26 protein-coding genes and 1 other RNA gene are annotated in these 25,969 nt (G+C 56.1%); 13 read left to right on the forward strand and 14 right to left on the reverse strand.

From position 1 onward, the window contains the following. Positions 1-492 (forward strand): DUF2515 family protein (locus HNQ59_RS16030; protein WP_425491401.1); only part of this gene is annotated, 492 nt, incomplete at its 5' end. Next, positions 489-1,403 carry a hypothetical protein gene (locus tag HNQ59_RS16035; protein WP_184041412.1) on the forward strand — a complete coding sequence of 305 codons (915 nt, stop codon included), beginning with the start codon at positions 489-491 and terminating at the stop codon, positions 1,401-1,403. The genes HNQ59_RS16030 and HNQ59_RS16035, both read left to right, overlap by 4 nt. A gap of 295 nt (positions 1,404-1,698) precedes the next feature. On the opposite strand, the gene HNQ59_RS16040 is transcribed toward HNQ59_RS16035, so the two are convergent. Further along, positions 1,699-2,490 carry a CsgG/HfaB family protein gene (locus tag HNQ59_RS16040; RefSeq protein ID WP_184041413.1) on the reverse strand — a complete coding sequence of 264 codons (792 nt, stop codon included), beginning with the start codon at positions 2,488-2,490 and terminating at the stop codon, positions 1,699-1,701. A 171-nt stretch (positions 2,491-2,661) separates the two neighbouring features. Here HNQ59_RS16040 and HNQ59_RS16045 point away from each other — a divergent pair, with 171 nt between their 5' ends. From HNQ59_RS16045 to HNQ59_RS16060, 4 genes are all read left to right on the forward strand, one after another. Further along, positions 2,662-5,046, forward strand: coding sequence for a serine/threonine protein kinase (locus HNQ59_RS16045; protein WP_184041414.1), 2,385 nt, complete (start codon positions 2,662-2,664; stop codon positions 5,044-5,046). A gap of 267 nt (positions 5,047-5,313) precedes the next feature. Further along, positions 5,314-5,880, forward strand: a complete 567-nt coding sequence (locus HNQ59_RS16050) for a phasin family protein (protein ID WP_184041415.1) — start codon at positions 5,314-5,316, stop codon at positions 5,878-5,880. A gap of 170 nt (positions 5,881-6,050) precedes the next feature. Then, positions 6,051-8,255: a RelA/SpoT family protein gene (locus HNQ59_RS16055; protein ID WP_184041416.1), complete on the forward strand. Its 2,205-nt coding sequence runs from the start codon at positions 6,051-6,053 to the stop codon at positions 8,253-8,255. 279 nt (positions 8,256-8,534) lie between these two features. Continuing rightward, on the forward strand, positions 8,535-8,738 hold the full coding sequence (locus HNQ59_RS16060; RefSeq protein ID WP_184041417.1) for a hypothetical protein: 204 nt from the start codon (positions 8,535-8,537) through the stop codon (positions 8,736-8,738). 134 nt (positions 8,739-8,872) lie between these two features. Here the strand turns inward: HNQ59_RS16060 and HNQ59_RS16065 are convergent, their stop codons facing one another. From HNQ59_RS16065 to HNQ59_RS16110, 10 genes are all read right to left on the reverse strand, one after another. Then, a complete protein-coding gene (locus tag HNQ59_RS16065) occupies positions 8,873-10,099 on the reverse strand; it encodes a molybdopterin molybdotransferase MoeA (protein ID WP_184041418.1) in 1,227 nt (408 codons plus the stop codon). Then, positions 10,096-10,587, reverse strand: a complete 492-nt coding sequence (mobB, locus tag HNQ59_RS16070; protein ID WP_184041419.1) for a molybdopterin-guanine dinucleotide biosynthesis protein B — start codon at positions 10,585-10,587, stop codon at positions 10,096-10,098. The genes HNQ59_RS16065 and mobB overlap by 4 nt, the downstream gene beginning before the upstream one ends. After that, positions 10,587-11,468, reverse strand: coding sequence for an HDOD domain-containing protein (locus HNQ59_RS16075; RefSeq protein ID WP_184041420.1), 882 nt, complete (start codon positions 11,466-11,468; stop codon positions 10,587-10,589). The genes mobB and HNQ59_RS16075 overlap by 1 nt, the downstream gene beginning before the upstream one ends. A 78-nt stretch (positions 11,469-11,546) precedes the next feature. Continuing rightward, positions 11,547-12,452, reverse strand: coding sequence for a DMT family transporter (locus HNQ59_RS16080; RefSeq protein WP_184041421.1), 906 nt, complete (start codon positions 12,450-12,452; stop codon positions 11,547-11,549). A gap of 192 nt (positions 12,453-12,644) precedes the next feature. After that, a complete protein-coding gene (locus HNQ59_RS16085; protein WP_221320271.1) occupies positions 12,645-13,616 on the reverse strand; it encodes a hypothetical protein in 972 nt (323 codons plus the stop codon). A 34-nt stretch (positions 13,617-13,650) separates the two neighbouring features. Beyond that, positions 13,651-14,802 carry a DUF2235 domain-containing protein gene (locus HNQ59_RS16090; RefSeq protein ID WP_184041423.1) on the reverse strand — a complete coding sequence of 384 codons (1,152 nt, stop codon included), beginning with the start codon at positions 14,800-14,802 and terminating at the stop codon, positions 13,651-13,653. Positions 14,803-15,279: 477 nt separating this feature from the next. Next, positions 15,280-15,765 (reverse strand): DNA-deoxyinosine glycosylase, encoded by a 486-nt coding sequence (locus tag HNQ59_RS16095; protein WP_184041424.1) that lies wholly within the window; start codon positions 15,763-15,765, stop codon positions 15,280-15,282. Positions 15,766-15,769: 4 nt separating this feature from the next. Further along, the gene (locus tag HNQ59_RS16100) at positions 15,770-16,618 is read right to left on the reverse strand and encodes an AAA family ATPase (protein WP_184041425.1); all 849 of its coding nucleotides are present in this window, start codon (positions 16,616-16,618) and stop codon (positions 15,770-15,772) included. A 169-nt stretch (positions 16,619-16,787) separates the two neighbouring features. Further along, positions 16,788-17,204, reverse strand: a complete 417-nt coding sequence (locus HNQ59_RS16105) for a hypothetical protein (RefSeq protein WP_184041426.1) — start codon at positions 17,202-17,204, stop codon at positions 16,788-16,790. Continuing rightward, positions 17,201-17,644, reverse strand: coding sequence for an acyl-CoA thioesterase (locus HNQ59_RS16110; RefSeq protein ID WP_184041427.1), 444 nt, complete (start codon positions 17,642-17,644; stop codon positions 17,201-17,203). Before HNQ59_RS16110 ends, HNQ59_RS16105 begins: the two co-directional genes overlap by 4 nt. A gap of 205 nt (positions 17,645-17,849) precedes the next feature. On the opposite strand from HNQ59_RS16110, the gene HNQ59_RS16115 reads away from it, so the two are divergent. Both HNQ59_RS16115 and HNQ59_RS16120 read left to right on the forward strand, forming a co-directional pair. After that, positions 17,850-18,296 (forward strand): universal stress protein, encoded by a 447-nt coding sequence (locus HNQ59_RS16115; protein ID WP_184041428.1) that lies wholly within the window; start codon positions 17,850-17,852, stop codon positions 18,294-18,296. A 37-nt stretch (positions 18,297-18,333) separates the two neighbouring features. Next, the gene (locus HNQ59_RS16120; RefSeq protein WP_343074303.1) at positions 18,334-19,194 is read left to right on the forward strand and encodes a radical SAM protein; all 861 of its coding nucleotides are present in this window, start codon (positions 18,334-18,336) and stop codon (positions 19,192-19,194) included. A 196-nt stretch (positions 19,195-19,390) separates the two neighbouring features. Here the strand turns inward: HNQ59_RS16120 and HNQ59_RS16125 are convergent, their stop codons facing one another. The 3 genes from HNQ59_RS16125 to HNQ59_RS16135 all read right to left on the reverse strand — a co-directional run bounded on the left by HNQ59_RS16125 (position 19,391) and on the right by HNQ59_RS16135 (position 21,477). Further along, positions 19,391-19,711: a helix-turn-helix domain-containing protein gene (locus tag HNQ59_RS16125; RefSeq protein WP_184041456.1), complete on the reverse strand. Its 321-nt coding sequence runs from the start codon at positions 19,709-19,711 to the stop codon at positions 19,391-19,393. 462 nt (positions 19,712-20,173) lie between these two features. Further along, an RNA gene (ffs, locus tag HNQ59_RS16130) (signal recognition particle sRNA small type) lies at positions 20,174-20,272 on the reverse strand. Between the two features lie 218 nt (positions 20,273-20,490). Then, a complete protein-coding gene (locus tag HNQ59_RS16135; RefSeq protein ID WP_184041429.1) occupies positions 20,491-21,477 on the reverse strand; it encodes a malate dehydrogenase in 987 nt (328 codons plus the stop codon). Between the two features lie 313 nt (positions 21,478-21,790). On the opposite strand from HNQ59_RS16135, the gene HNQ59_RS16140 reads away from it, so the two are divergent. The 5 genes from HNQ59_RS16140 to HNQ59_RS16160 all read left to right on the forward strand — a co-directional run bounded on the left by HNQ59_RS16140 (position 21,791) and on the right by HNQ59_RS16160 (position 25,957). Beyond that, on the forward strand, positions 21,791-22,507 hold the full coding sequence (locus tag HNQ59_RS16140; RefSeq protein ID WP_184041430.1) for a GntR family transcriptional regulator: 717 nt from the start codon (positions 21,791-21,793) through the stop codon (positions 22,505-22,507). A 245-nt stretch (positions 22,508-22,752) separates the two neighbouring features. Next, entirely contained in the window at positions 22,753-23,127 is a 375-nt protein-coding gene (sdhC, locus tag HNQ59_RS16145) for a succinate dehydrogenase, cytochrome b556 subunit (RefSeq protein ID WP_184041431.1), read from the forward strand. After that, complete coding sequence (gene sdhD / locus HNQ59_RS16150; protein WP_184041432.1) at positions 23,121-23,468, forward strand: succinate dehydrogenase, hydrophobic membrane anchor protein; 348 nt, start codon at positions 23,121-23,123, stop codon at positions 23,466-23,468. Before sdhC ends, sdhD begins: the two co-directional genes overlap by 7 nt. Then, positions 23,468-25,234 carry a succinate dehydrogenase flavoprotein subunit gene (gene sdhA, locus HNQ59_RS16155; protein WP_184041433.1) on the forward strand — a complete coding sequence of 589 codons (1,767 nt, stop codon included), beginning with the start codon at positions 23,468-23,470 and terminating at the stop codon, positions 25,232-25,234. The genes sdhD and sdhA overlap by 1 nt, the downstream gene beginning before the upstream one ends. 21 nt (positions 25,235-25,255) lie before the next feature. After that, complete coding sequence (locus HNQ59_RS16160; protein ID WP_184041434.1) at positions 25,256-25,957, forward strand: succinate dehydrogenase iron-sulfur subunit; 702 nt, start codon at positions 25,256-25,258, stop codon at positions 25,955-25,957. The last annotated feature ends 12 nt before the right edge of the window (positions 25,958-25,969 follow it).

Here is a 25,969-nt window from a genome sequence, read left to right on the forward strand (position 1 = left end):
CAACTGCAGCCCTGGGCGGAGGAATCCTTGCCGATTTTGAAGCACCTGCAGATTTCGCCGTTTATTGAAGAAGCGTTCCGGCTGATACCCAAGATCGAGACAGCTTCAAGCGTAGAAATAAAAGCCAGGAATCAACTTAAGCATCTGATGGCCATCGCCAAGCATGAGCAGGGCGTGGTGCTACAGCCCCTGATTTACGAGCAGGCGGATTTCAAGCGGGCTCTGGCCACCATGCGCAGCTGGCCGATCCGCTGGATCTCGCCCAAGCAACAGATTGTGTTCACCAATCATTGTGAAACGGATGACCCTAGGCTGAAGTCAGAAGCGCCAGAGGATATGATTGTGGAGGATTACAGAAGTCGCATGTATTGGATCGGCGAGGCGGCAAAACAATTTCATGGGCTGATGCAAAGGAGAACTGCTTTCATGGAAATCCAGTTGAGCGCCATTGCCGACTGGGCCTTGGCCAAAGCCCGAGAGGATCTCGAATGAAAGCCGTGAGTTACCAGGCGCTGATAGCCTGCCTGCTGCTGACCTTAACGCTGATTGGCTGTACCGACCCGAGTCAAACTGAACCTGCCCATAAAGACAAACAGCCTATGAACACCTCAACCAATGCAAATACGCCTGTTTCAATATCCCTGTTTGAACCTGTCACCAGCTGGCAGGCTAAATTTCCCAAAATGCAGATAAATAAACAGCCTGCCGGGTTGAATTTTTATTCTGCTGATTTTGAGACCATGCTGAAGCACCCTGTTACGCTGCGTTTTGAATTCGGCAGGCACAGTTTCTCGATTCCTGCAGTGCTGGGTGTAATGGGGACGGAAGATATAGACTTTCCGACAGAGCATATCGCTGACTTACTGATCAGCAGCGGCTTGACCGAGGGTAAAGAAGAAATGCACGACCAAGCCCGGCAGGCATTCTTCAAGCTGCTGGATGACATCGTGAAAGCAGGGTGGAAGCCTTATTTATATACTACCTACCCCAGGCTTACGGCCAAAGAAATTCTGCGGCGGGTGATCAAAAAGGACCTTGATGCCGCGCTTAACCTTCGTCCTGAGTACAAACCTACACTGGAAGAGTGGATGCAGTTACCAGATGATATTTCTTGGAACTTTCATGCCAACCACATCAGGCTTGAAATTGCCTTGTCCCACGACATTACCAAGCGCGACCCACAAAAGCCGGGTGCCTATTTCATGTCCATCACTATCCGACCGATGACCCACGCCATGCAAGATGGCATGAAGCCGGAGGAGCGCCGCGACTGGCGGGCGGTGCAAGCAAAATTGCAGCCAAAATATCAAGCCATACGTGCCGAAGCTGAGGCCAAAGAAAAAGCCGCAGGTCACCAGATCGACACTGATTACCAAGACCCACCCATGCCCCCTGAGCACTGAAGCCCCGCATGTGGCATGGCAGCGGCTGAGCACAGCAGCCCCTGCCTGTCTGCACCGCCCAATGGGCTGGATCGGCAAAGCAGCTGATCAATTGCATGGTTTGATAAGAGGAAACCGCCTTCATGGAAGTCCAGCTTAGTGCCATTGCCGACTGGGCCTTGGCGAAGGCTTGAGAGGGTAATCATGTACGCAAAAGATCGCCAGCCAGAAGGAGCGGCTAGCTACGCTGAGGCAGACAATCAAGCGAAGCCCAACAGCTAAAGTTGCTCGAAAAGCCGACGTGAGTCGGCTTTTTTCATCCCTTGACTGCCGGGGCTGGCGGGAGCGATTTGGCTTGCAGATCCCGCACATGGGGAATCATCTTGTTCACCGCATCCAGAAAGGCGGCGGATATCACTTTCCCTTCGTTGGTGTGATTCCAGCCGGCACCGCCAGCGCCGCCTGCGGCACCGATCATCAAACCGCCCGCGCCCAGATCGGTTGCACGGGCTGAGCCCTCTGCAATGACGACTTGCTCAGTGGTTTGGGTATCCGTCAGCGACAGCACAACTTGCGCTTCTTTGAATTTGACATGCTCTGCAGCCCCCGCAAATTTGGCCAGTACGGGGATCTGCGCCAAAACGCCGCCGACGCTGCCCCCAGCATTTTTTTCCGAGAAGACCAGTGTCGGGGTCATGATGTATTGCGCCTCCAACACATGCTTGCGAGGGTTGACGGTGGTGTTGTCCCGGGTCAGCCCCTCATCCTTCAGATCCAGCTCCTGCCGCGTGCCTTTCAACCCCTGGCTGCGATCAACCACCCGGAAGCACCCACTTTGCTGCAACATCATTCTGACCAAGGGCAGTGGCGACTCTGGGATATTGCCCCGGCTGGCGGTGTAGGTGTAGCCATTGGGGTTCTCCATTACACCGATGGTGGCAATGGGTTGCGCACATTTCTCGATTCGGCGCGTTTCGCCGCTACTGCCTTTCTGCCCGGCAGCGCCAGTCACCAAGCCACCAGCGTTGCCGGTTTCGATGGCCGGTTTGTCACAGGCGCTGATGAGGCTAGTGATGAAAAGACAGGCTAACGAGATTCGTACATTCATGTCGATGGCGTCCTGTAGGTCAGTGGAAGCCGATCATGCTACCTCATGACATCTGGTTATGCGATAGAAAGCGTTAAACGGATACCCAGTAATGAATCGATACCGACTATAACTAATACATCGACTTGAATTGGGCGGACAAAGAATTGCCCTGGCAAACAAGGATACGACATGGCTGATATGGGCATGCCCGTCAAGGTGGGCCGCTATCAATTGATCCGTCTGCTGGGCAAAGGGGGGCAGGGCGCGGTCTATTTCGCACATGATCCACAGCTGCAGCGCCCCGTTGCCATCAAAACCCTGCACATGAACAAGCGAACCCCGCAAGCGATGCAGGCGCTGGTGGACGAGGCACGGATCGTCAGCCAATTACAGCATCCTCATATCGTCTGGCTGTATGACATCATCGAGCAGGACGGCCTATGGTATCTGGTCTTCGAATATGTCGAAGGGCAGACCCTGGCCCAGCTGCTCAAGACTCGCCGTCATCTCCCGCCTGAGGAGGCCGTTGCCATCGCGGTACAGATACTGGATGGCTTGGCCTTTGCCCACGGCAAAGACATCGTCCATTGCGACATCAAACCTGCCAATATCATGCTGGACACCCAACAAGTCGCGCGATTGATGGATTTTGGCATTGCCCGCGCTGCCGGCCAGGTAGCGGCCATGCCGACGGGCACGGCCAATTACATGGCACCAGAGATCATTGCCGGCCAAGCCCAGGGTAAGGCGGCAGATGTGTTTTCGATGGCCATGGTCATGTACGAAATGCTGACCGGGCGCCCCGCCGTGACTGGAGACAATATCTTCAGGATCATGCACGCCATTGGCAGCGAGCCTTTCGAGGCCCCTTCCCGGCTGGTGACAGGCATACCGGAGGCCCTGGACAACATTGTCATGCGTGGTTTGTTGAAAGACCCGACCGATCGTTTCAACAGCGCCGAGGCCATGCGCACAGCCCTGCAGGCCTATCAGAAGCCGGCCACCGCCGACGCGGTGGAAGGGGGAGGGGGGCAGGCGGGCACATTGGAATTCCTGCTCCGGCGGATTCGTCTCAAAAGTGACTTCCCTGCGTTGTCGCAAGCTATCTCAGCCATCAACAAAATCAGCAATGCAGACGAGGAAAGCCTGCATGCGTTGTCAACGGTCATCCTGAAAGACTTCTCACTCACCAACAAATTACTCCGCTTGGTGAATTCGGCAAGCTACGGCCATTTCGGCGGTACCATCAGCACCATTTCCCGTGCGGTGATCATCCTGGGCTTTGAAGTCGTCCGCAACCTGGCGATCACATTGATACTGTTCGAGCATCTGCAAAATCGCAGCCAAGCCATCCAGCTGCGGGACGAAGTGATCCGGACATTTTTCAGCGGATTAATGGCCAGAATGATTGAGCACAAGCTGGGGTCACGCCGCCATGAGGAAAGCTTCATTGGTGCCATGTTTCAGAACCTGGGGCGCCTGTTGGCAACGTTCTACCTGTTTGACGAAGCGATGGAGATCAATCGGCTGGTGAAACATGAAGGCCAGGCTGCGGAGCGCGCAGAAATGGACGTACTCGGCTTGACCTTGTCAGCGCTTGGCATGGGCATTGCACAGGCGTGGAATTTTCCGGACAAGATCATCGAATCCATGGCTACCCCACCAGACAAGCTGAAGGCACCGAAAACCGCCACCGAGCGCATGCGCGCCGTGTCTGGCCTGGCGAATCAACTGACCCTGATGGCAACGGGCGACCTGCCCGCCAATGAACGTAGTAAAGCATTGGCGGGTTTGGCAGATCGATTCTCGGCAGCGGTGCCACTGAGCAGTGGGGACATGACGCGCCTGGTGGATGAAACCATCAAGGAATTCCTACGAGAAGCCTCCATGTTCGGCATCAGCACCAATCAGAGCGAATCGCTGCGGCGGGCCAAGCAGTGGGTGGGCGGCGCAGCAGACCGGTCGGCGGAGCCGTCAGGCGCCGATGCTTTGGATGACCCGTTTGCCAGTGCAGATGTCATGGCAGATGCTGATGCTGACGACACGCAGGTGCATGATGCCAAAGCCGTCTTGTCGGCAGGGATTCAAGACATCACCAACTCACTGGTCGAGCAGTACCAATTGAATGACCTGCTGCGCATCATTCTGGAAACCATGTACCGTGGCATGGGTTTTGACCGAGTCCTGCTATGTACACGAGATGTCCGCAGCAATTCACTACCCGCCCGCATCGGCTTTGGCCAAGGGGTGGATGAGCTGCTGAAACGCTTTGTGGTTCCCATAGCCAAAACCCACGATGTGTTTCAAGTGGCATTGGAAAAACAGGCAGATATCTTTCTGGCTGATATCGAGGCCGAAAACATCCGCGACAAGATCCCCGACTGGTACCGCGCCCTGGTGCCAGCCCAAACCTTCATCCTGCTGCCGTTGGTGATCGAAAAAAAGATCCTGGGCTTGTTCTATGGCGACAAAGCCATGGCCAATCAGCTCAAGATCGCACCCCAAGAGCTGAATCTCCTCAAAACGCTACGCAACCAGGCAGTGTTGGCCATTCGACAGAAGCAGCTAGGGTGAGATCTGCTACGCTGCGCTGCACCATATTTATATGATGATCCGAATGTCGTTGTGTAATCATTGAGTGCATCGGCTGTCAAATTTCAATTTTCTTTCATGGATTTGTCACGTCTTTATGCGAATCTTTGTGGGATTCGAGGCATCGATTCTTCTTGTTGTGCGGTGCACAAAAGTGCTTGACAGCTGCTGTCGGCCACTTAGAATAGGCAATGATGCAGTGCAAAAATTTGAAGTCTTCGATTAACGAAAACAGGAAGAGGTGTAATCATGTTCATTACCCCTGAAAAGTTGGCAGAGTTACAGGAAATCAATTTCAGCAAGGCGATTCGTGTGTCCAACATCGCATTGGGCGGCATCGAGCGTCTCGTCAATCTGCAGCTTGAAGTGACCAAAAGCCTGATCGCTGAATCCAGCGAGCAAGCCAAAAGCCTGAGCAAGGTGAAAGATCTGCAAGGTCTGTCCTCACTGCATCAAGAAGCCACCAAACCATCGCTGGACAAAGCGCTGGATGTTGCAAAAAGCTTCTATGAAGCGGCGTCCGCAACACAGGCTGAGTTTGCCAAGGTCATCGAGGAAGAAGTCGTTCACACCAACAAAAGCGTTGCAGAGCTGATCGACAACCTGCAAAAGTACGCCCCCGCTGGTTCTGAAGTGGCCATCAACGCCATCAAGACCGCAGTGGCCGCTGCAGCAGCCACCTACGACAATGTCACCAAGGCCGCCCAGCGCGTCAGCAGCGATTTGACCGAAGCGGGCGTGGCTGCTGCCACATCGTCAGCCAAAGCCGTTTCTGCAGTATCTCGCAAGAAGACACCCGCGACTGCAGAAGCCTGATTGATCAGGTTGTAGCCGGTTAAGACAGCCAAGCGATCTGCTTGGCTGTTTTTATTTGAAACGTCAAATGTAATGTTTTTGCTTTCAAGCGCTTATTGATGATATTGCCATAATTGGGTGGGTCAAACGTATCAAGCGAAGCATGGGGCAAATCTGGCATAATGCAGGCCATGGTTTCCGTTACCCGCCCCATCACACCTTCAAAAGATGTCCAGCCTGATCGCCAGGCCTTTTTATCGCAGCTGTCCGCACAATATGCACCAGCCGATCTGGTGCGCATGGATCAGGCGCTCGAATTGCTGACGCCACTCTTCCAGGGCATGTGTATTGCAGAGACTGGCGAGGCGCTGTTGCCTCATACACTGGGAACGGCGGCCATCACGGCCCAGCTGAAACTGGATGCAGATGCAGTCGTGGCCTCGCTGCTGTTTGCCTGGCCCGATGTGGACAGCAATTGGCGGGTGGCTTGCGAAGCGCGGTTTGGTGAAACGGTGACCAAGCTGATCGATGGCATTGGCCGGGTACGTAAGATCCAGGAGCTACAGCGTCTGGATTCCCCGGCGCTCAAGGCCGATGAGCGGCATGCCCAGGCCGAGGCGCTACGCAAGATGCTGCTGGCCATGGTGGAGGACATCCGCGCGGTGCTGATCAAATTGGCATGGCGCACGCAGACTATGCATTACCTGTCTGAGGTGGATGCCGACACGGCTCGCATGGTCGCCCGCGAAACGCTGGACGTGTTTGCACCGTTGGCGAATCGGCTGGGTGTGTGGCAGATCAAGTGGGAGCTGGAAGACCTCGCATTTCGCTACCTTGAGCCGCAGCTATACAAAAAGATTGCCAAGCTGCTGGATGAAAAGCGGCTGGATCGTGAGCAATTCATTGCCGATGTGCTGGCCACATTGCGCATTGAGCTTTCCAAGGCAGAGATCCAAGGTGAGGTGACTGGGCGGCCCAAGCATATCTACAGCATCTATAAAAAGATGCAGAAGAAACATCTCGATTTTTCAGAGGTCTATGATGTCCGCGCCGTCCGGGTGCTGGTTGAGGACATCAAGGATTGCTACACCGTGCTGGGCATCGTCCATAACCTGTGGCAGCCGATTCCAGGTGAATTCGACGACTATATTGCCCAGCCCAAGGGTAATTTCTATCGATCGCTGCATACCGCTGTTGTCGGTCCCAATGACAAGGCTGTCGAGGTGCAGATCCGCACCTACGACATGCACCGGCATGCCGAGCTGGGCGTGGCAGCGCATTGGCGCTACAAAGAAGGTGGCAAGCAAGATCCCAAGTACGAAGAGAAGATAGCCTGGCTGCGGCAGATTCTGGAATGGCGAGATGATGTCAGTGACGTGAGTGACCTGGCCCATCAATTCCGCACCGAGCTGTTTCAGGACAGCGTCTATGTCTTGACGCCACAGGGCAAAGTGGTGGCCTTGCCCAAAGGATCGACACCGGTTGATTTTGCCTACCATGTCCACACCGACCTGGGGCACCGCTGCCGTGGGGCCAAGGTCGATGGCAAGATCGTACCGCTGGATACCTCACTGGACAACGGGCAGCGCATCGAGATCCTGGCGGCCAAGCAAGGTGGCCCGAGTGTGGACTGGTTGCATCGCGGCTTTTTGAAAAGCCCACGGGCCATGCAGAAGGTGCGTGCTTGGATTCGCGCCCAGCATACTGACATTGCCATCCACGAAGGCCGCCTGGTATTCGAGCGCGAGGTCGCCCGGCAGGGCATCACCCAGCCCAAGCTGGAGCAGATCGCTGAGAAGCTGGGCTATGCGTCGGTTGACGAGTTCTATAAGGCATTGGGCCATGACGAAATCACGCTGCGCCAGCTGGCAGCGGCGTTGCACCAGGCAGAGTCGCCCGTTGTGGCGGAGCCTGAGCCCGCGCAGTTGGTGCGGCAATCACGCGCTTCCCGCCATAGCCAGGGGGTGTTGATTGTCGGTGTGGACAAGTTGATGACGCAGCTGTCCAAGTGCTGTAAACCTGTGCCGCCCGACGATATCGTCGGATTCGTCACGCGTGGCCGTGGGATCAGCATCCATCGCAGCCAATGCCTGACGCTGAAACGGCTGTCGGCCCACGCGCCCGAGCGGCTGATCGAGGCCAGCTGGGGGCATCGTCAGGACACAGTGTTCCCAGTTGAAATCGAGGTGGAAGCACACGACCGGCAGAGCCTGTTGCGCGATATTTCAGATGCCATCATGCGTGACAAAGTGAATATCACTGCTGCCAATACCTTGTCCAAGGATCATCGCGCCTTCATGCGTTTTACCGTTGAAATCCGCGATGGCGAGCAGCTACGGCGGATCACCACCTTGATCCGTGATGTGCCGGGTGTCATCGAAGTGACCCGCCGCTGACAGTGCCGTAGCTGACTGGGTCGAAGGCTTAGCCTTGATCGCCTGGGCTCCTATGTCCACTATCTACGGGATGTCACGCGGCATGCGGTGCTGTGCCGATATGATCCGATACAGGTGAGGACGCGGCGTGGATCGAACCTTCCGATGGGTTGGCCATTTCCAGCAAGATGCGCTATACCGAAAGTGGGAAGTGGATTTCTTGGCTGTAGCCTGAGCTGACAAGCAATGGTGGTGCCGCGAGCGTCTGATTGGCCATCCCCAAGATGAGGAGGGTGTTGCATGAATATCAATGGTTTGAAGAGCTTCAATGCGTCGATGTCACAGACTTTGACGCAAGTGACCAGCCAGATCTTCAGTGATGTGCGAAGCGGTGCGGACCGCGTAGACAGCAAAAAGCAGCAAATTGCCGATGCAAGCCTGCAACGCCTGCAAGATCAGGCTGCACGTGCCGAGCAGCGCGCCAGGATCGACATATACGTTTGAATTTGTTTCAGCTGAACGCATCTTGCCCGACGGGCAAGATGCGTTTTTCATTGCATGGCTGGATTGGCGGGCACGCCACCCCGACTGGGGTGTGAGATGGTTGGGCCGTTGCCTGCCACCCAGCGTAGGGCCTTTCAAGTGGCCTGCAGGTGGCTGAAGGGAACGAAGCTGACCAGCTCGCCAGCCTTGATGGCCCGCCCAGCGGGAACGTCCACCAGCCCATCTGCCCACGCACATGAGGTCAATACCCCAGAGCCCTGATGCGCAAACAGGGTGGCCTCGGGTGCGCCGGTCATCGAGGCTGTCAGTCGGGCGCGCAAGAACTCGCGGCGCTTATCTGGCTTGGGCCAGTCAAAGCCTGCTGTGACCTTGAGCGGCGCGGGTAGAACTTGGCTGGCGCCCTGGCAGGTCAGGATGAAAGGCCGCACGAACAGCAGAAAGGTGACGAAGGCCGACACGGGATTGCCGGGCAGCCCAATGAACGGAGTGGTGCCGACTTTGCCCATGGCCAATGGCTTGCCAGGCTTCATGGCGATACGCCACAGATTCAGGCTGCCTGTCGCCTCGATGGCGGCTTTGACGTGATCTTCCTCACCGACCGATACGCCACCGCAGCTCAATATCAGATCGGCTTCGGTAGCTGCACGTTGCAGGGCATCCTGGGTGGCGCGCAGGTTGTCGGGAATATTGCCTTGGTCCAATACCTCGCAACCCAGATTGGCCAGCAGGCTGGTCAAGACATAGCGGTTGGAGTTATAGATCTGGCCAGGGCCGAGCGGGCTGCCTGGATCGACCAGCTCGTCGCCGGTTGACAGGATGGCGACTTTCAGCGCACGCCTGATTGGCAGTGTAGCCAGCCCGACCGATGCCGCCAGGCCTAGCTGGGCGGCACCCAGCCGGCTGCCAGCAGGCAGGATCACGCTGCCCTGGGCAATGTCTTCCCCTTTGCGGCGAATATGTTGCCCCAGTTTGACGGGCTGCGTGACGCGGATCATTTCGCCATCACTGATGGTGTCTTCCTGCATTACCACTGCATCGCAACCGGGAGGAATGGGCGCACCGGTGAAGATGCGTGCAACGGTGCCGCTCTGCAGCGGCTGCCCGACAGTGCCGGCAGGAATGCGTTGGCTGACCGGTAGCGCACTTTGTGGGTCCGCCGCCAGATCGGTCACGTTGACGGCATAGCCATCCATGGCACTGTTGTCATGAGGGGGGACATCCAGCGGCGAGATCTGATCGATGGCCAGGATGTGTTGATGGGCCTGGGTCAGTGGCACATCGACGATCTGGGTGGTGATGGTGGCCTGGGCCAGCACCTGGGCCAGCGCCTCATCGACGGTCAGCGGGGTGGGGTGAGTCATGTTTGAATCCAATCCAAAATAAATTGTGCGATCTCGTCGGCGCGGTTCAGGTCAAGCCTTGGCAGCGGGGCGTCAATCCATTGATCACAGGCAATGGCAACGATATCAGGGTCATCTGGGTGCAGCATGGCTTTGCCCAGCGCGGGTCGATGCACCTCCAGCTTGGGTATCGGCTCACGCTTGAAACCCTCGACCAGGACCAGATCGCAAGGGGAGAGGCGGGCGAGCAGATCGGTCAGCGAAGGGGAGGGCTGATCACGCAGCTCATGCAACAAAGCCCATCGTTGGCCGCCTGCCAGCAGCACCTCGTGTGCGCCAGCCTGGCGATGGCGCCAGCTGTCTTTCCCTGGTTGATCCAGCTCAAAATCGTGGTGAGTATGTTTGATCAGCGAAACCCGCAGCCCTTTTGTGGTCAAGTGGGGCAGGACTTGCTCGATCAGCGTGGTTTTACCGCTGCCAGACCAGCCTGCAAAGCCAAAGGTCTTCATTATTCCTGGCCTTGCCTTTCGAGCATCTGCTGAATGGCATCGCACAGATCTTCGTATTCATCATGGGACAGGTGCAGGTGATCCAGCACGGCCCGGCCTATGGTGGGCCATTCCTGGTCGCGTGGCAGGTGCAGGAAGCCGTGCGAGATCTGCTCGCCCAGCTTGGCCAATGCAACCAGCGTCCGCACTTCATCGGTGATCTCGCTGCTGGGTTCGGTGAAGACCGTGCCGTCGTGGTGCGTCAGAATGGCTTGACCAATGGATTCCGGTAAAAACCAGCAGCGCGCGACCAGATAACCGATCACTGCGTGGTGGGTGCCATGGCGATCCATTTCGATGGTGGTGAAGGGCTTGTTGCGCGAGGCATAGGCCAGATCCAGGGTGTCCTGATAGTCCTTGAAACGGGCCAGCAACAGGGGGATGCCGCAGTTCTGGAACAGGCCGAAGGTATAGGCTTGGTCACGAACTGGCAGGTTCAATTGCACGGCCAGGAATGCGGTGACTTGTGCATCGAGGGTTGCCATGTCCCAGAACCGCTCGACATGGTAATGGCCATCGCACTTGAGCGCATTGCGCAAAGCCAGATCGGAGGCCAGGCGGATGGCATTGCGCACACCCAGCAGGATCACCGCGTGCGGAACCGATGAGACGCGCTGCGGCAGGCCGAAGAAAGGTGAATTGACGGTTTTCAGCATGGCGGCGGACAAGCTGACGTCCTGGCTGATGAGTGCCGCGATGTCGCTGGGCTCCGGATCCCCTCCCTGCTGGGCTTCTTGCAATGCCAGCATGATGGTTGGGCGGGGGGGAATGACGATGCCGCGCAGTAATTGATCAGAATCTTGTGTGGTGATTTGCATGACAGGCTCAACAAACGTGCTCATATGAATTTTAACTCATAAATCCCGTCTGAACCTTGAAGACGGCGCAATCCGTATTGCGCCGCATCAACTGCAATGCCGTCACTTGTCGGCGGGTGCCTTGGCGGGTTTCAGGCGGATGACGCCTATGATGATCAGCCCCATACCAGCCATCTGCCACCAGGATAGCGATTCCCCAAGCCACCACCAGGCAAACAGAATCGTCAAGGCCGGGCCGAGTGCGCCAATGGCAGCCGCGTCGGACGTGCCCATGCGGCGGATGGCCTGGGCGAGCGCCCAGATCGGCAGTACGGTCGAGAACATCGCCATGGCTGTCGCATAGCCCCAGATCTGGATCGGCAAGGCAGCTGGCTGCGTATTGGCATCGGTAATGGCCCAATGGGCCAAGACCATCAGGCAGGATGCCGTGCCCGACAACCCGGTCAACTGCATCGGGCCCAACACGCCAACGACTTTGCCGGTGCCAACGTAATAAATCGCGTAGGTCACGGCACTGGCAAAAACCCATGCGCCCCCTAGCCAGACTGATTCCTGCGAGCCCAGTTGCAGGTCGTGCCCGAATGCAATGGCCAACCCCAGATAACACAAGCCAATGGCTTGCCAGGCGCGGTTGCTGGGGGGCTTGCGCATCAGCACGGCCTGGATCAACAGCACCATGGTCGGGTAGAGGTAAAGGATCAGGCGTTCCAGCCCGGCGGTGATATGGCGCAAGCCCTCGAAATCGAACAGACTGGACAAGTAATAACCCAAGCAGCCCAAGGCCACCACCTGCCCAAGCCGCGAGGCGGTCAGCGGCACGGGTTTTTGTTGTGCACCCAGGCGGGCCATCCACGCGAAGAAGGGCAGGGCGATGGCCATGCGCATGGCGAGCAGGGTCGTGGCACTCACTGGCGCAGTCTGGTAGGCGAGCTTGACGAAGATGGCTTTCATCGAAAAGCCAAATGCAGCCAAAATGGCCCAGCTATAACCATCAATCTTTTTTAACATGGCAAGGGGTTTGTGTTCATATTGAGTGGTGGAGCTGCCATTTCTGTGGCAGGTATGCATTGCATAGAAATGCATATAGCTATGTGCAAACCCAAGAGACTAGTCGAAAAAAAGAGGGGATTCAATGGCAAGCCTCGGGTGGCCACCGATCTGGCAACGACCCGAGAGCGTGCGCCCCGGCTGGTCAGGGGCTTATTTGGCCAGCTTGGTCTTGAGTTGGCCGGAGAGTTTGTCCAGCACATCGGGCACCAGGGTTTCGGTGAATCCAAACAGAAATGACCAGACACCCAGGCGAGCCAGTTGATTGCCGCCCTTGCACGCAGCGGTGGATTGCCCATCTGGCAGGCCACTGCAGGATAGGAGATCGATGCAGGGTAGCAGCGAGTCGATGACTTTCTGACCGAGCAGCGTGTTCAGCAGCCCGCTATTCAAAAACAGCATGCCGATCAGGGAAAATATGCCGCCCAATACGACGCTGGTGAAGACGGAATCACGTGCATAGGCCAGCTCGGCCATTTCCCCGATGTGCAAGGGGCTGGTTGCATCGGCGGCCAGCTTGCCTTGTTGCGCTCGGCGCAACACACTGGCGTAGGCGCCGACCATGCCCAGCGCCACTACCCAGCAGGTCATGACTGTGCCGACGCAGCCCCAGGCGTGTTGGACAATTGTGCCCAGTGTCAATAATACCGACAGGCTGCATGCCAGTCGGGCACCCAGGCTGATACGGACGGCCCGTATCCAGCGTTGCTGCATCAGGCTTTTCGATAGCCGCCATTGTCGCTCGCGGGTCATCTCCCGCGACCATGCCAGCAATTTCACCTTATAGCCGGCCATGACTTGTTCACGTTGTGCTGGTGTGACCTCTGCGCTGAAGCTGGGCCGGGCGGGGATTGCCAGTTGATTCACGCCCAGGCCCGACAGCATCTGTGCCCGCAATTCGAGTTGATCCAAGGTCAGGGCGCTGAGCAGGTTCTGTTCCATCTGAAAAATCTGCCGCCAGCGAAGATCCTGTTTGTCATGTACCGCATGGGTAAATGCCTCACAATCCTCTAGAACGCGGGCATCGGTATCGCGGGGCAGGTTGCCAATCTCAGCAATCAGCAAATCAATGCATAACTGTTTGATGGTGGCAGAGCGCATGATCGGTTTTGAGTTGAACATCATTCATCTCCCGCTGGCGGTGCGGTTGCCCTGTTGATCAGGGGCGGTTGACCGGCGCGTAGGCTGTTGCTGTAGTTCCAGGTTCACTGATTACCAGTGATGCCTGCATCCTGTCTGTAACGGAGGGGTGGACATCGATGTGCTTGGGAAAGCACCGTGGCATACGAGGCTTGATCGACCAAGGTGCATGAATCCAAGGTTGGTGTGCAACGCCCGTCTGCGCTGCAGTTGGTGTCTGTGGCACAGCACGGGCAAGGTGTAAGCCACATGGCAGAAGCGCCTGTTGCATCCAGTCCAGCGCAATGTCTGACAGCTCACTTTCGTGATCGCTGGTCGGGTAGCCACCCCCCACGTCGGCATGGGCACCGGGGAACAGCATCTGGGTGATGCCGGTACGCTGATCCCACAGCGTGGGGGAGAAATCGGGCCGCATCTCATCCAGCGAAATGGCGTGCAAACCCATGACCACCTTGGGGTTGAGCGCCGTATCCGCAAAGCGGAACATATCCAACCGTTGCTGGGTCTCGTCATCATAGGTTGGGATACCCAACGACCCGACCGTATCCCAGACGGCAACGGCCTGAATATGATCCACCGGCGTGTAATCGCGGTCGGATGGCGGCTTGGTGAAGTTGAGTGGAATCTCACGGATCAAATCCGACAGCTTGCTGAGCAGGTTGCCATCTGCATCTTGCCGGCCTTGGCGATAGTCACGCCAAGTCTGAATGCCCAACTGATAAACCCGCTTTTTGTCAGGGTCGCATGCCAGGGGCTGGCTCAGCAGGCCCTTGCTGCAGATCAGTCCCGCCAGGGCGCGGGCCGTGTAAGCCCCTCTGCTGAACCCGGTGATGTAGATGTGATCACCCGGCTCATAATGCCTTGAGATGAAGGTATAGCCACGCACAATGCGGCAGATGGTGCCTACTCCCAACCCGCCGCCAAATATCTGGATGAACAGGTTGCTGGAATCCCCCACGCCATGTAGATACTTGGCCACTTGGAGGGGGTGCCCATCCTGCATGGCATATTTCTCCTGCTCGTCTGCACTGCATGCTGATTGAGCAACCTCCCCCGCCAGGTTGTTGAACAGCTTATAGACATTGGTGGGGTCTGCGATCTGATCATTGTTTTCATCTTGCTGCGGGCCATTCCAGGTTCCGTCGGCACAAAAAACAATATTCTTGGACATGTCAATGACTCCTTTTTGCCATGTAAAACGCTGATCAGCGGGACGATGAAGTGGAAAAGCGCAGAGGGGATTCCAGTTTGCTGCTCAGGGTGTTTTGGCGGATTGATCTAACCGGATATGCAGAGATTGGGTGGTCAGGAAGCTGTATCAGCAGAGCTGAGTTCGGCAAATGGCCTGTCATCATCTATAAGCAAAATGTAGGCCGGAAGGGGCGATTCGCGCGCGGAGCTGGGATGGATGGGCTGGCGGGGTGCGCCAGGAAATATTTTTATGTTATTTGTATATTTTAATTTATTGTATATTTGGATATAAGTAATTAATTATTTATTCATTTTATGTAAAATTTCTCGACATTGAGCCGGTTGAAAACATTAGCAGCCACACCGCTGCGATCGCCCTGGCGTCAATGCACCGGTCACCAGCTGGATCAATCAAGTGGGTTCCCATGCCAGGTTGCCGGGCTGACAAGCAGTTGCCCTAAGCCAGCGCCCGCAGCATGCCCAGCCAATGGGTTCGTTTCTGTTCATAAGGCAACCTGAATGCAGGGCTGGAGGAAGGCAGCGTCAGCATGTCGATACCCAATGTGGCAATCGCTTGGGCTTGCTTGGCGGCGGTTTTGCCATTGAAGGCAATCAACCGTAGCGCTGGGAGCTGGCGGATCAGTGAGGTGAGATCGTTGTGTCGCTCAGCACGGATCTGGCTGTCCAGACTGCCATCTCGATGTGCATCAGCGATTACGTCCCATAAGGCGATGCGATGCTTGATCAGCAGATCCAGACGTTGTGGATAACTCAATTCCACCAGCGGTTGCTGTAGGAGATCACCCAGCAAGCGCCAGAATTGATTGCGCGGGTGTGCATAGTACTGGGCCGCATCCAGCGAGGCATCACCAGGCAGGCTGCCCAGGATCAGTAACCGGGCATCAGCCTGAAAAATGGGCGGGAAGCTGGGCTTGCGTTGCATGCAATCAGTTACGACGCGCTTTGACCATGGAAATCAATCGCTCGAACAGATTGACATCCTGTTCGTTCTTCAGCAGCGCACCGGCAAGCGGTGGAACAACAAGGCTGGCATCCTGGCTTTTCAACGCATCGGGGGGAATGTCCTCTGCCATCAACAGTTTCAGCCAATCCAGCAGCTCTGATGTGGAAGGTTTCTTCTTGATGCCTGGCAGCTCGCGGATAGCAAAGAACAGCTCCAGTGCTTCTTTCAGCAGATCTTGTTTCAGGTGGGGGTAATGCACCGAAACAATCTGTTGCATGGTGGGTTTGTCGGGAAAGCGGATGTAGTGGAAGAAACAGCGACGCAAAAAGGCATCGGGCAGCTCTTTTTCATTGTTTGAGGTGATGATGATGATCGGGCGGGTTCTGGCTGATACCGTCTGGCGGGTTTCGTAGACGTAGAATTCCATGCGATCCAGCTCGCGCAGCAGGTCGTTGGGAAATTCAATGTCCGCTTTGTCGATCTCATCGATCAGCAGCACGGCTTGCTGGTCATGTTCAAAGGCTTCCCACAACTTGCCTTTGACGATGTAGTTGCCAATGTCCTTGACCCGCTCATCACCCAGTTGTGAGTCGCGCAGGCGGGATACCGCGTCATACTCATAAAGCCCTTGCTGGGCTTTGGTGGTGGATTTGATATGCCACTGGATCAGCGGCAGCCCCAGTGCTGCTGCGACTTCTTCCGCCAGCATGGTCTTGCCGGTACCCGGTTCGCCTTTGATCAACAACGGGCGTTGTAGTGTCATGGCGGCATTGACGGCCATCATCAGGTCTGGCGTTGCCACATAGGAGTTGGTGCCGGTAAATCGAGTCATGGTCAGTGAGTCTGGAGAGGTCAAACAAGCGCTCGATTGTAGCGCACGTGGTTGGCTGCTCAAAGCAATGTGATTGGCTTGCAAGCAGATGCGATGCCGGGTTGGGGGAGCGAGGAAATAGATCGCTATTTCCCCGTGGGTTGGGTGCGGCTTGGCCGGTGTGGGTGTGTTATTCGCCCGCAAAGGCGGTTTCGAGGTCTTCCAGCGTCAGATGCCAATGATCCAGCATGTGGGTGAAAATGGCCATTTCCACCTCGCTGAAGTCCGCATCGGCCTTGGAGAGATCCAGCACCATGGCGCAAAGCAACAGGCGTTTCTTGGGCTCGTCAATGGTATCCAGCAGCTCGTCGATACGCGCCCGGTCAACCAGATGGATGGTGCCATCTTGTTCTGCAGATGCCTCCAGCTCGTCACAGTATTGGTGTAGCACCTCAATGAACTGCTTGCGCGACAGACCGATGATGTCGTAAAGCTTCAGTTTTTCAAGGAGCTCAAGTTCACGATCATCCATATTGCCATCGGCCATCATCAGCATCGCGAGGATGCGAGCCATTGCTTCCGGGCTGTTTTGGGGTAAAGGGGTCATGCTGTTTCGCCTCTGGATTGGGAAAGTCTACTCAGGAATGCAGCCGGGATATCCACAGGTCTGCGTGCCGCATAATCAAAAAATACTACGTTGGTCTTGGCTTTTGCGACTTCCTTGCCTGATTTGAGTTCAGTCAGGCCATAAAAGAAATCGCAGCCATATCGATTGAAATCATCCAGCGCCAGCTTGATCGCCAGTTCGTCTCCATAAAAGGCTTCGGCCCGGTAGACCACGGCGGCATCTGCCAGAATGATGCCATGGCCTTCCACATTCAGTTCGGTATAGCCCAAATGAGCCAGGAACTGTACGCGCGCTTCGTGGATCAAGCTGAGCACGGCATCATTGCCTAGATGGCCACCGTAGTTGATATCGCCGATGCGAAGTCGGATACGGGTTTCGAAATCGACATGTGCCGGTAGTTCAAGTTTGATACGAGCCATGAAACGGGTGATGAAACGAACGGATGAGCCCAGTGTATTAGTTGCCCTTCCATTTTTCAACCGGCAACGCCCGATATGATGAGGTTTGATCGGCATCAGGGAAAGCAATCCGGCAATTGCATCCGGGTTCGCTTCGCAGGTATGCTGACTTGATAGGCAGGGTGAGGTGCGCGACCTGTCCTCCACAGACATGCAAGGAGGTGACATGTATCAACGTATTCTGGTTCCGGTGGATGATAGTGAAACGTCACATCGTGCCTTGGATGAGGCCATCAAGTTCGCCCAGGACCAGCGCGCGAAGGTGCGCTTGATCAGCGTGGTGGATCTGGCCCAGTTCAGCTGGGGTGGAACAGAGTTTCTGGATACGGCTGATCTCCAGGCCTCATTGCGAGATGCGGGGCGTAAAACGCTGCAGGAGGCACAGGCCCGCCTCAAGGCCTTGGCGGTCGAGGCGGAGACACAACTTGTCGAGACCTGGGGGGGGAGGGTGGCCAACCTGATCGTGCAGGAGGCGGCCAGCTGGCAGGCTGATATTATTGTCATGGGCACCCATGGCTGGAGCGGCTTGGATCACCTGATTCTCGGCAGTGTAGCAGAGGGTGTGGTGCGCATCAGCGATGTACCGATTCTGATGATCCGATCGCGGCGATAGTGGTTTTGAAACATCTGAACAATTAGAAAAGAAATCTGTGAGTCAGCAGCCTGTGGTTTTGAGCATCACCCGCCATGATCGTGACGTGGCCGGGTTGACCTATGTGTATCCCGTGGTGTCCCGTCGTGCCGGTGGCGTGTCGATAGGGATCAACCTGAATCCGAACAACGCCTGCAACTGGCGTTGCCTGTATTGCCAAGTGCCCGATTTGAAGCGAGGCGGGGCGCCGGACATTGATCTGGTCTTGCTGGAGCACGAGCTGAGAGCATTCATCGAATATGTGATGAACGGCGATTTCATGGCCACCCAAGTCCCGCCCGAGGCGCGCCGGCTGAATGATATTGCGTTGTCCGGAAATGGTGAGCCGACAAGCGCCAGTTGTTTCCATGAGGTGATTCAGTTGATTGGCCGTGTGATGCGGGATTTTGATCTGCTCGGCAAAATCAAGGTGGTGCTGATCACAAATGGCAGCTTGATGAATCGAACGCTGGTGCGGGAGGGATTGGCCAATATGCGGGCATTGGGCGGGGAGGTGTGGTTCAAGGTGGATCGTGGGACGGCTGCGCAGATGAGCCTGATCAATCAAGTGAATGCCATGCCAGAGCGCGTGCTTCGTCATCTGCGCCAGGCGGCGTTGTCCTGTCCGACATGGGTGCAGACCTGCATGTTTAAACTGGATGGATTGCCACCAGATGATCAGGAGATCGAAGCCTATCTGGCACTGTTGAGGCAGGCGCGGGATGGCGGGGTGGCGCTAGGTGGTGTGCTGCTGTATGGCATTGCTCGCCAATCCACCCAGCCCGAGGCAGCTCGGCTGTCGCCATGTGATGCGGACTGGATGCAGATGCTGGCGGATAAAATTGCAGAGTTGGGGTTGCAGGTCAAACTCAGCATCTAGATGCTGGCATCTTTCGGCTGGGTTGATATCGCATGGCTTGATCCGGTCGTATTATTCTCCGTTTGGAGATATACCTGCCGAATAGCAGAAGATCACATTCTTTCATGCGAAAATTCGAAATAGATCATAAATGACGCTTAAAACAAAATAGCCGACTCTCGTCGGCTATTTTGTTTCATGGTTGCGCAAAGAAAGATCAGTTGTTTTCTTCTGCGGCAACGGGCTGCTGATTTTCGCGCGCTTTCACAGCTTTTTTCAGGCTCTTGTACAGATCTGGATGTGTTTCGCGCAGATAATCGATGATATCGAAATCTTCTTTTCTGACCTTGGTCAGATCCAGTTGCTCAACATGCACCAAGCGCAGCAATTCACGTACGGGTTTCGGCATGTTGCGGCCACTCTCATAACGAGAGCCACCGCTCTGTGTGACGCCGATCTTCGTCCAGAATTCTTGTTGATTCAGCCCGAGTTTGCGGCGTATTTCACGCGGGTTGACGATTTTTTCAAAGAGTTTCATGGTTAGGCCCAATCCTGTTGATCCAAGTATGAGGAAAACTAGCCACAGCTTCCCAAAAATTGCCAGATCGGTTTGTTTTGGGTGACATCCAGCAGCTGCCAATGCGGGCAAGCACTCCGATCTGCCATGTGCCTGCCTGAATGTCCCTTTATTGTCATATGATAATATGGCATGCTAGTTGATTCAAGCACTTCTATGCAGATTCCATAAACCAATGGCCATGCCGTAACCAACTGTTACGTATTCTAAATAAAGCCGGGGAATGCGGCAATTTCAATATGAAAAGTTAATTGTCTGCCAGAAAAGACAGGCGCGCAAAATATGCGGTTGGGCTATGCCATTTTTCGAATGCTATTGTTTACAGGGGGTTAATGTGGCCTGTTCAACACGCATCCCTGTGCTATCTGTTGTATTTTTACAACGCATGCTGCCTCGGTTAGCACGGCGAGCAATATGAGGGAGGGTGGCGAGCCTGACCCCCGGCACTTGCAATGAATGGCTGTGGCTGCTTCCTTCCGGACCTGACCAGATTCACCACTTTGCAATGCGGGGAGGCCCGCCATTGAAAATTCGCTGAGGGTGATGCGTCGCACAACGAGGGGCGGATTATGCCAGAGCCCATGTCTTGGCACAATAGCTTTCCCGTAACTTCATATGTTTTTGGTTCGGAATGGGGGATGGCCTAGTGTGGGTGCGATTGGGCTTCATGTGTGTTCAGTGGAAAATAAAAAGGCGAATCGTATGATTCGCCTTTTGCCAGGATTCAACGCTGTCCGATATCAGGGAAGCAGGTGTTGAATGCCGTCGCGTTCTTCAAGCAGCTCAGCCAGTGTGAAGTCCATGCGCTCGCGGGAGAATGCATCGACTTCCAAGCCTTCTACGCGCTTGTATTCGCCGTTTTCGCAAATGACGGGCACGCCGTACATGATGCCTTCAGGGATGCCATAGGAGCCATCCGACGGAATGCCCATGGTCACCCACTTGCCGTTGGAGCCGAGTACCCAGTCGCGAATGTGGTCAATCGCTGCATTGGCTGCGGATGCGGCTGAGGACAGGCCGCGTGCCTCGATGATGGCCGCGCCGCGCTTGCCCACCTTGGGGATGAATGTATCCTTGTTCCAGGCGGCATCATTGATCTTGGCTTGCAGGGATTCGCCCTTGACTGTGGCAAAGCGATAGTCGGGATACATGGTAGGGCTGTGGTTGCCCCAGACGATCAGATTTTCGATGTCAGCAACGGCAACATTGGCTTTTGCCGCGAGTTGCGACAATGCGCGGTTGTGGTCGAGACGCAGCATGGCGGTGAAATTCTTGGCCGGCAGATCGGGTGCGCTCTTCATGGCGATATAGGCGTTGGTGTTGGCGGGGTTGCCTACAACCAGTACCTTGACATCGCGACTGGCAACGTCATTCAGCGCCTTGCCTTGCTCGGTGAAGATCTTGGCGTTTTCCTGCAGCAGATCTTTGCGTTCCATGCCGGGGCCGCGCGGGCGGGCGCCAACGAGCAGGGCGATGTCCACGTCTTTGAAGCCGGCGCGTGGGTTGTCGAATGCTTCCATGCCGACGAGCAGCGGGAATGCGCAGTCCTCCAGCTCCATCATGACGCCCTTCAGGGCTTGTTGGGCTTTTTCAACGGGCACTTCAACGAGTTGCAGAATCACCGGCTGATCTTTGCCCAGCATTTCGCCGCTGGCGATACGGAACAACAGGCTGTAGCCGATCTGGCCGGCGGCGCCGGTGACGGCAACACGGATTGGACGCTTCATGTTCACTCCTGAAATAACGAGATGACAACGTGAGGTTGTGCGGTAGTCCTGCGCGGCAGTCTTGGCTGGATCGGCGCAAGCATGTTCGATGGATAGCACGAAATGCTCTGATCGGCCAGCTGCCATTGCGGAGATCTGCGTCGCAAAGCGGCGAGCTTTGCGGTGCTGAATCGGGCAAAGTCTAACATAAAGGAAAACCCGCACACACTCAAAATGTTGCGTTGCGGTGTGTTGTTTGTCTTGTATCTTATATAAGACTTGTGTAGACGTTAAATATGGGTAATGGTAAAAAGCATACGATATGAAATCGAGCATGCCACGGCGGTTGCCACTCTATCAGCAGATCAAGGGTTTATTGATTGAGGCCTTGGAGTCCGGAGAGTGGCTGCATGATGATGTGTTGCCAAGTGAGTTTGAACTGGCGGATCGCTTCGGCGTCAGTCAGGGAACAGTCAGAAAAGCATTGGATGCGCTGGTTGGCGAGCGGGTTCTGTACCGTCGGCAGGGTAAGGGCACCTTTGTATCGCCTTACCAGGATGAGTGGGAGCGCACGGGCTTTGTCGTGCCTGGTTTTGGTGGCCGGGTGTTGATCGAGCCAGTATTGCCTGAATTGCTGACCTGTATGCGTGCCAATGCCAGTGAAGAGGTGGCGGCGGCGCTGAGATTGCGTCGTGGTGCATCGGTGATCTTTGTGAAGCGGCTGATGCGACTGAATGGCCAGGTCATGGCGATGGATGATGTGGTGCTGCCTGCTGAGCTGTTCGATGGTTTGGATAGCCGGAAGATCCGCCAGGTGGGTGGGGCGCTGTATGAACTTTATCATCGCGTGTTCGGTGTGCGGGTTGTGCGTACCACTGAGCAGATCCGGGCTGAGCCTGCTGCTGCGGATGAGGCGCGCTTGATGGGGGTGGAGCGTGGCACGCCGTTGCTGTGTGTCACCCGGGTGGCGTATGCGGCGGAGCAGCGCCCGGTCGAGTGGCGGCGCAGCTGGATGTGTACGGATAAATATGCTTATGGAAGCGAGAGTTAGTGGCTTTCGTTGATGCGACGCATCAAATATTGGCACGCTTCGGGTGAATGGGGATGGTGTTTTTTGCTAAACTTGCATAGTTTGGCCCTCATGCAAGCTGTGTTGTCAGAATGCCCACAAGGAATATCGGGCGATGTGGTTCGTGTCAGGGTTGGCGACGACGCGGTGCTGTTGCGGCGCCGTCGTTACTTAAAAAGCGGGAAGCTCGGTTCGCATCTTGCGTGCCGTTGAAAAGGGAATCAACGATGCAAAAACAAAGACCCAAGCACCTCGATCTGCCGAAGATCAGGCTGCCCATCCCGGGGATCGTGTCGATTTTGCACCGCATCAGTGGTGCCGCGATGTTCCTCGCCATTCCATTCATCATCTGTCTGCTGCAGGGCTCGCTCAGCTCTGCAGCGCAATTTGAAGCTTACAAGGCTGTGGTCGCACATCCTTTGATCAAGATCATATTGCTTGGCTTGTTGTGGGCCTTCATGCATCACGCCTGTGCTGGCGTGCGTTTCCTGATGCTGGATATGCACAAGGGGACAGAATTGCACACGGCACGGAATACCGCCAAGGCAGTCATCGTCGTCAGCCTGCTGCTGACGGTCATTGTGGGAGGCCTGCTATGGTAAATCGAGTGGTCGTCGGGGCGCATTATGGCCTGAAAGATTGGTTGGCGCAGCGCATCACCGCTGCATTGATGTTGGCTTACGTGGTGGTGCTGGTTGCGTTGTTGTTCTGCGCCAGCGGCCAGGGCTATGAGGGCTGGAAGGCCTTGTTCCAGCAGACCTGGGTGCGTGTGTTCAGCACCGTCACCATGATTGCGCTGCTCTACCATGCCTGGGTGGGCGTGCGTGACATCTGGATGGACTATGTCAAGCCCGTCTCCGTCCGCCTGACACTGCATGTGTTGACGATTTTGTGGCTGGTAGGCTGTTTCGTGTATTCCGTTAAAGTTCTGTGGGGTGTGTAATGACCGTCGCTATTCGTCAATTTGATGCTGTCATCGTTGGCGGTGGTGGTGCGGGTCTGCGTGCCGCACTGCAGCTGTCGGAAGCCGGTCTGAAGACCGTTGTTCTTTCCAAGGTGTTTCCAACCCGTTCCCACACCGTTGCCGCGCAAGGTGGTATTTCTGCAGCGCTTGGTAATGTGCAGGAGGATAAGTGGGAATGGCATATGTACGACACCGTCAAGGGTTCGGACTGGCTGGGCGACCAGGATGCCATCGAGTTCATGACGCGCAATGCCATTGATGCGGTCATCGAGCTGGAGCATTTCGGCATGCCGTTTGACCGCGTTGATTCGGGCCGTATCTACCAGCGCCCGTTTGGCGGTCATACGGCCAATTTCGGCAAAACCCCTGTGCAACGCGCCTGTGCGGCGGCTGACCGGACGGGGCATGCCATGCTGCACACCTTGTACCAGCGCAACGTGCGTGCGAAGACGCAGTTCTTTGTCGAGTGGATGGCGCTGGACCTGATCCGAGACAGCGAAGGCGATGTGGTTGGGGTGACTGCGCTCGAAATGGAAACCGGCGAGATCATGATTCTCCACGCCAAGGCCGTGCTGTTCGCAACCGGTGGTGCGGGCCGGATCTTTGCGGCGTCCACCAATGCATTCATCAACACCGGCGATGGCCTGGGCATGTGCGCACGCGCGGGCATCCCGCTGGAAGACATGGAGTTCTGGCAATTCCACCCGACCGGCGTGGCAGGTGCGGGGGTGTTGATCACCGAGGGCGTGCGTGGTGAGGGCGGTATTTTGCTGAACTCGAATGGCGAACGTTTCATGGAGCGCTATGCGCCCAATCTGAAGGATCTGGCGCCGCGTGACTTCGTTTCACGTTGCATGCAGCTGGAAGTGCTGGAAGGCCGTGGTTGTGGCAAGGAAAAAGATCACGTACTGCTGAAACTGGATCACCTGGGTCCGGACATCATCAAACAGCGCCTGCCATCGATTCGCGAGATCGCCATCAAATTTGCTGGTGTCGATCCGATCAAAGAGCCGATTCCAGTCATTCCGACCTGCCACTACCAGATGGGCGGCATCCCCACCAATTACCTGGGCGAGGTCATCGTGCCCAAGGACGGCGACCCTGAAGTCCGTGTCAATGGTTTCTACGCGGCTGGCGAGTGCGCATGTGCATCGGTTCACGGTGCAAACCGACTGGGTACCAACTCGTTGCTCGATCTGGTGGTGTTCGGTAAATCGGCGGGTAACAGCATGGTCGATTTCATCCGCAAGGAACGCACCGTGCACAAGCCGTTGCCTGCCAACGCAGCTGATTTCAGCTTGTCTCGCGTGGCTCGGGTGGACTCCCAGACCGGCGGCGAAGAAGTCTCAGTCGTGCGTACCGAGATGCAGAAGGTGGTGCAGGCGCGTGCTGGGGTGTTCCGCACCGACCAGAACCTGGCGCTGGGTGTGACCGAGATCAAGCAGGTTGCCGAGCGTGCCAAGCGCACTCAGATCAAGGACAAGAGCAAGGTATTCAACACGGCTCGTGTCGAAGCGCTGGAGCTGGAAAACCTGATCGAAGTGGCCGTGGCGACGCTGGTATCCGCTGAGGCACGTAAGGAATCGCGCGGTGCGCATGCGCATGACGATTACCCGGATCGTGATGATGCCAACTGGACCAAGCACACGCTGTATTACGCCGCAGATCGCAGCCTGACTTACAAGCCGGTTCATAACCAGCCGCTGACGGTGGAGCACATTCCGCCCATCAAACGTACGTTCTAATCGGGTCGGAAGGATAGCAAGATGAAAGTCAAATTCAGCATTTATCGTTACAACCCAGATGTCGATGCCAAGCCCTATATGCAGGACTATGACGTCGAGCTGGAGCCTTCCGACAAGAAGCTGCTGGACGCGTTGATGCGTCTCAAGAACGTGGACGATACCCTGAGCTTCCGCCGTTCATGTCGTGAGGGCGTGTGCGGTTCGGACGCCATGAACATCAATGGCAAAAATGGCCTGGCTTGTATCACCGATGTGGCGACCCTCAAGCAGCCCATCGAGTTGCGCCCGCTGCCTGGGATGCCGGTCGTCCGCGATCTGATCGTGGATATGACCCAGTTCTTCAATCAATACCATTCGATCAAACCTTACGTTCAGAATGATGAGCCAGCGCCGCAGCGCGAGCGTCTGCAGTCGCCGCAAGACCGCAAGGAGCTGGATGGCCTGTACGAGTGTATTCTGTGTGCATGCTGTTCGACCTCGTGCCCATCGTTCTGGTGGAATCCTGACAAATTCGTCGGCCCTGCCGGGTTGCTGGCGGCCTATCGCTTCATTGCCGATACGCGCGACCGTGCAACCAGTGAGCGGCTGGACAATCTGGAAGATCCATATCGTCTGTTCCGTTGCCATACCATCATGAACTGCGTGGACGTCTGCCCGAAAGAGCTGAACCCGACACGTGCGATCGGCAAGATCAAAGAGCTGATGGTCAAACGTGCAGTGTAGACAGGCCAACCG

The sequence above is a fragment of the Chitinivorax tropicus genome (assembly GCF_014202905.1).
Taxonomy (GTDB): Bacteria; Pseudomonadota; Gammaproteobacteria; order Burkholderiales; family SCOH01; genus Chitinivorax; species Chitinivorax tropicus.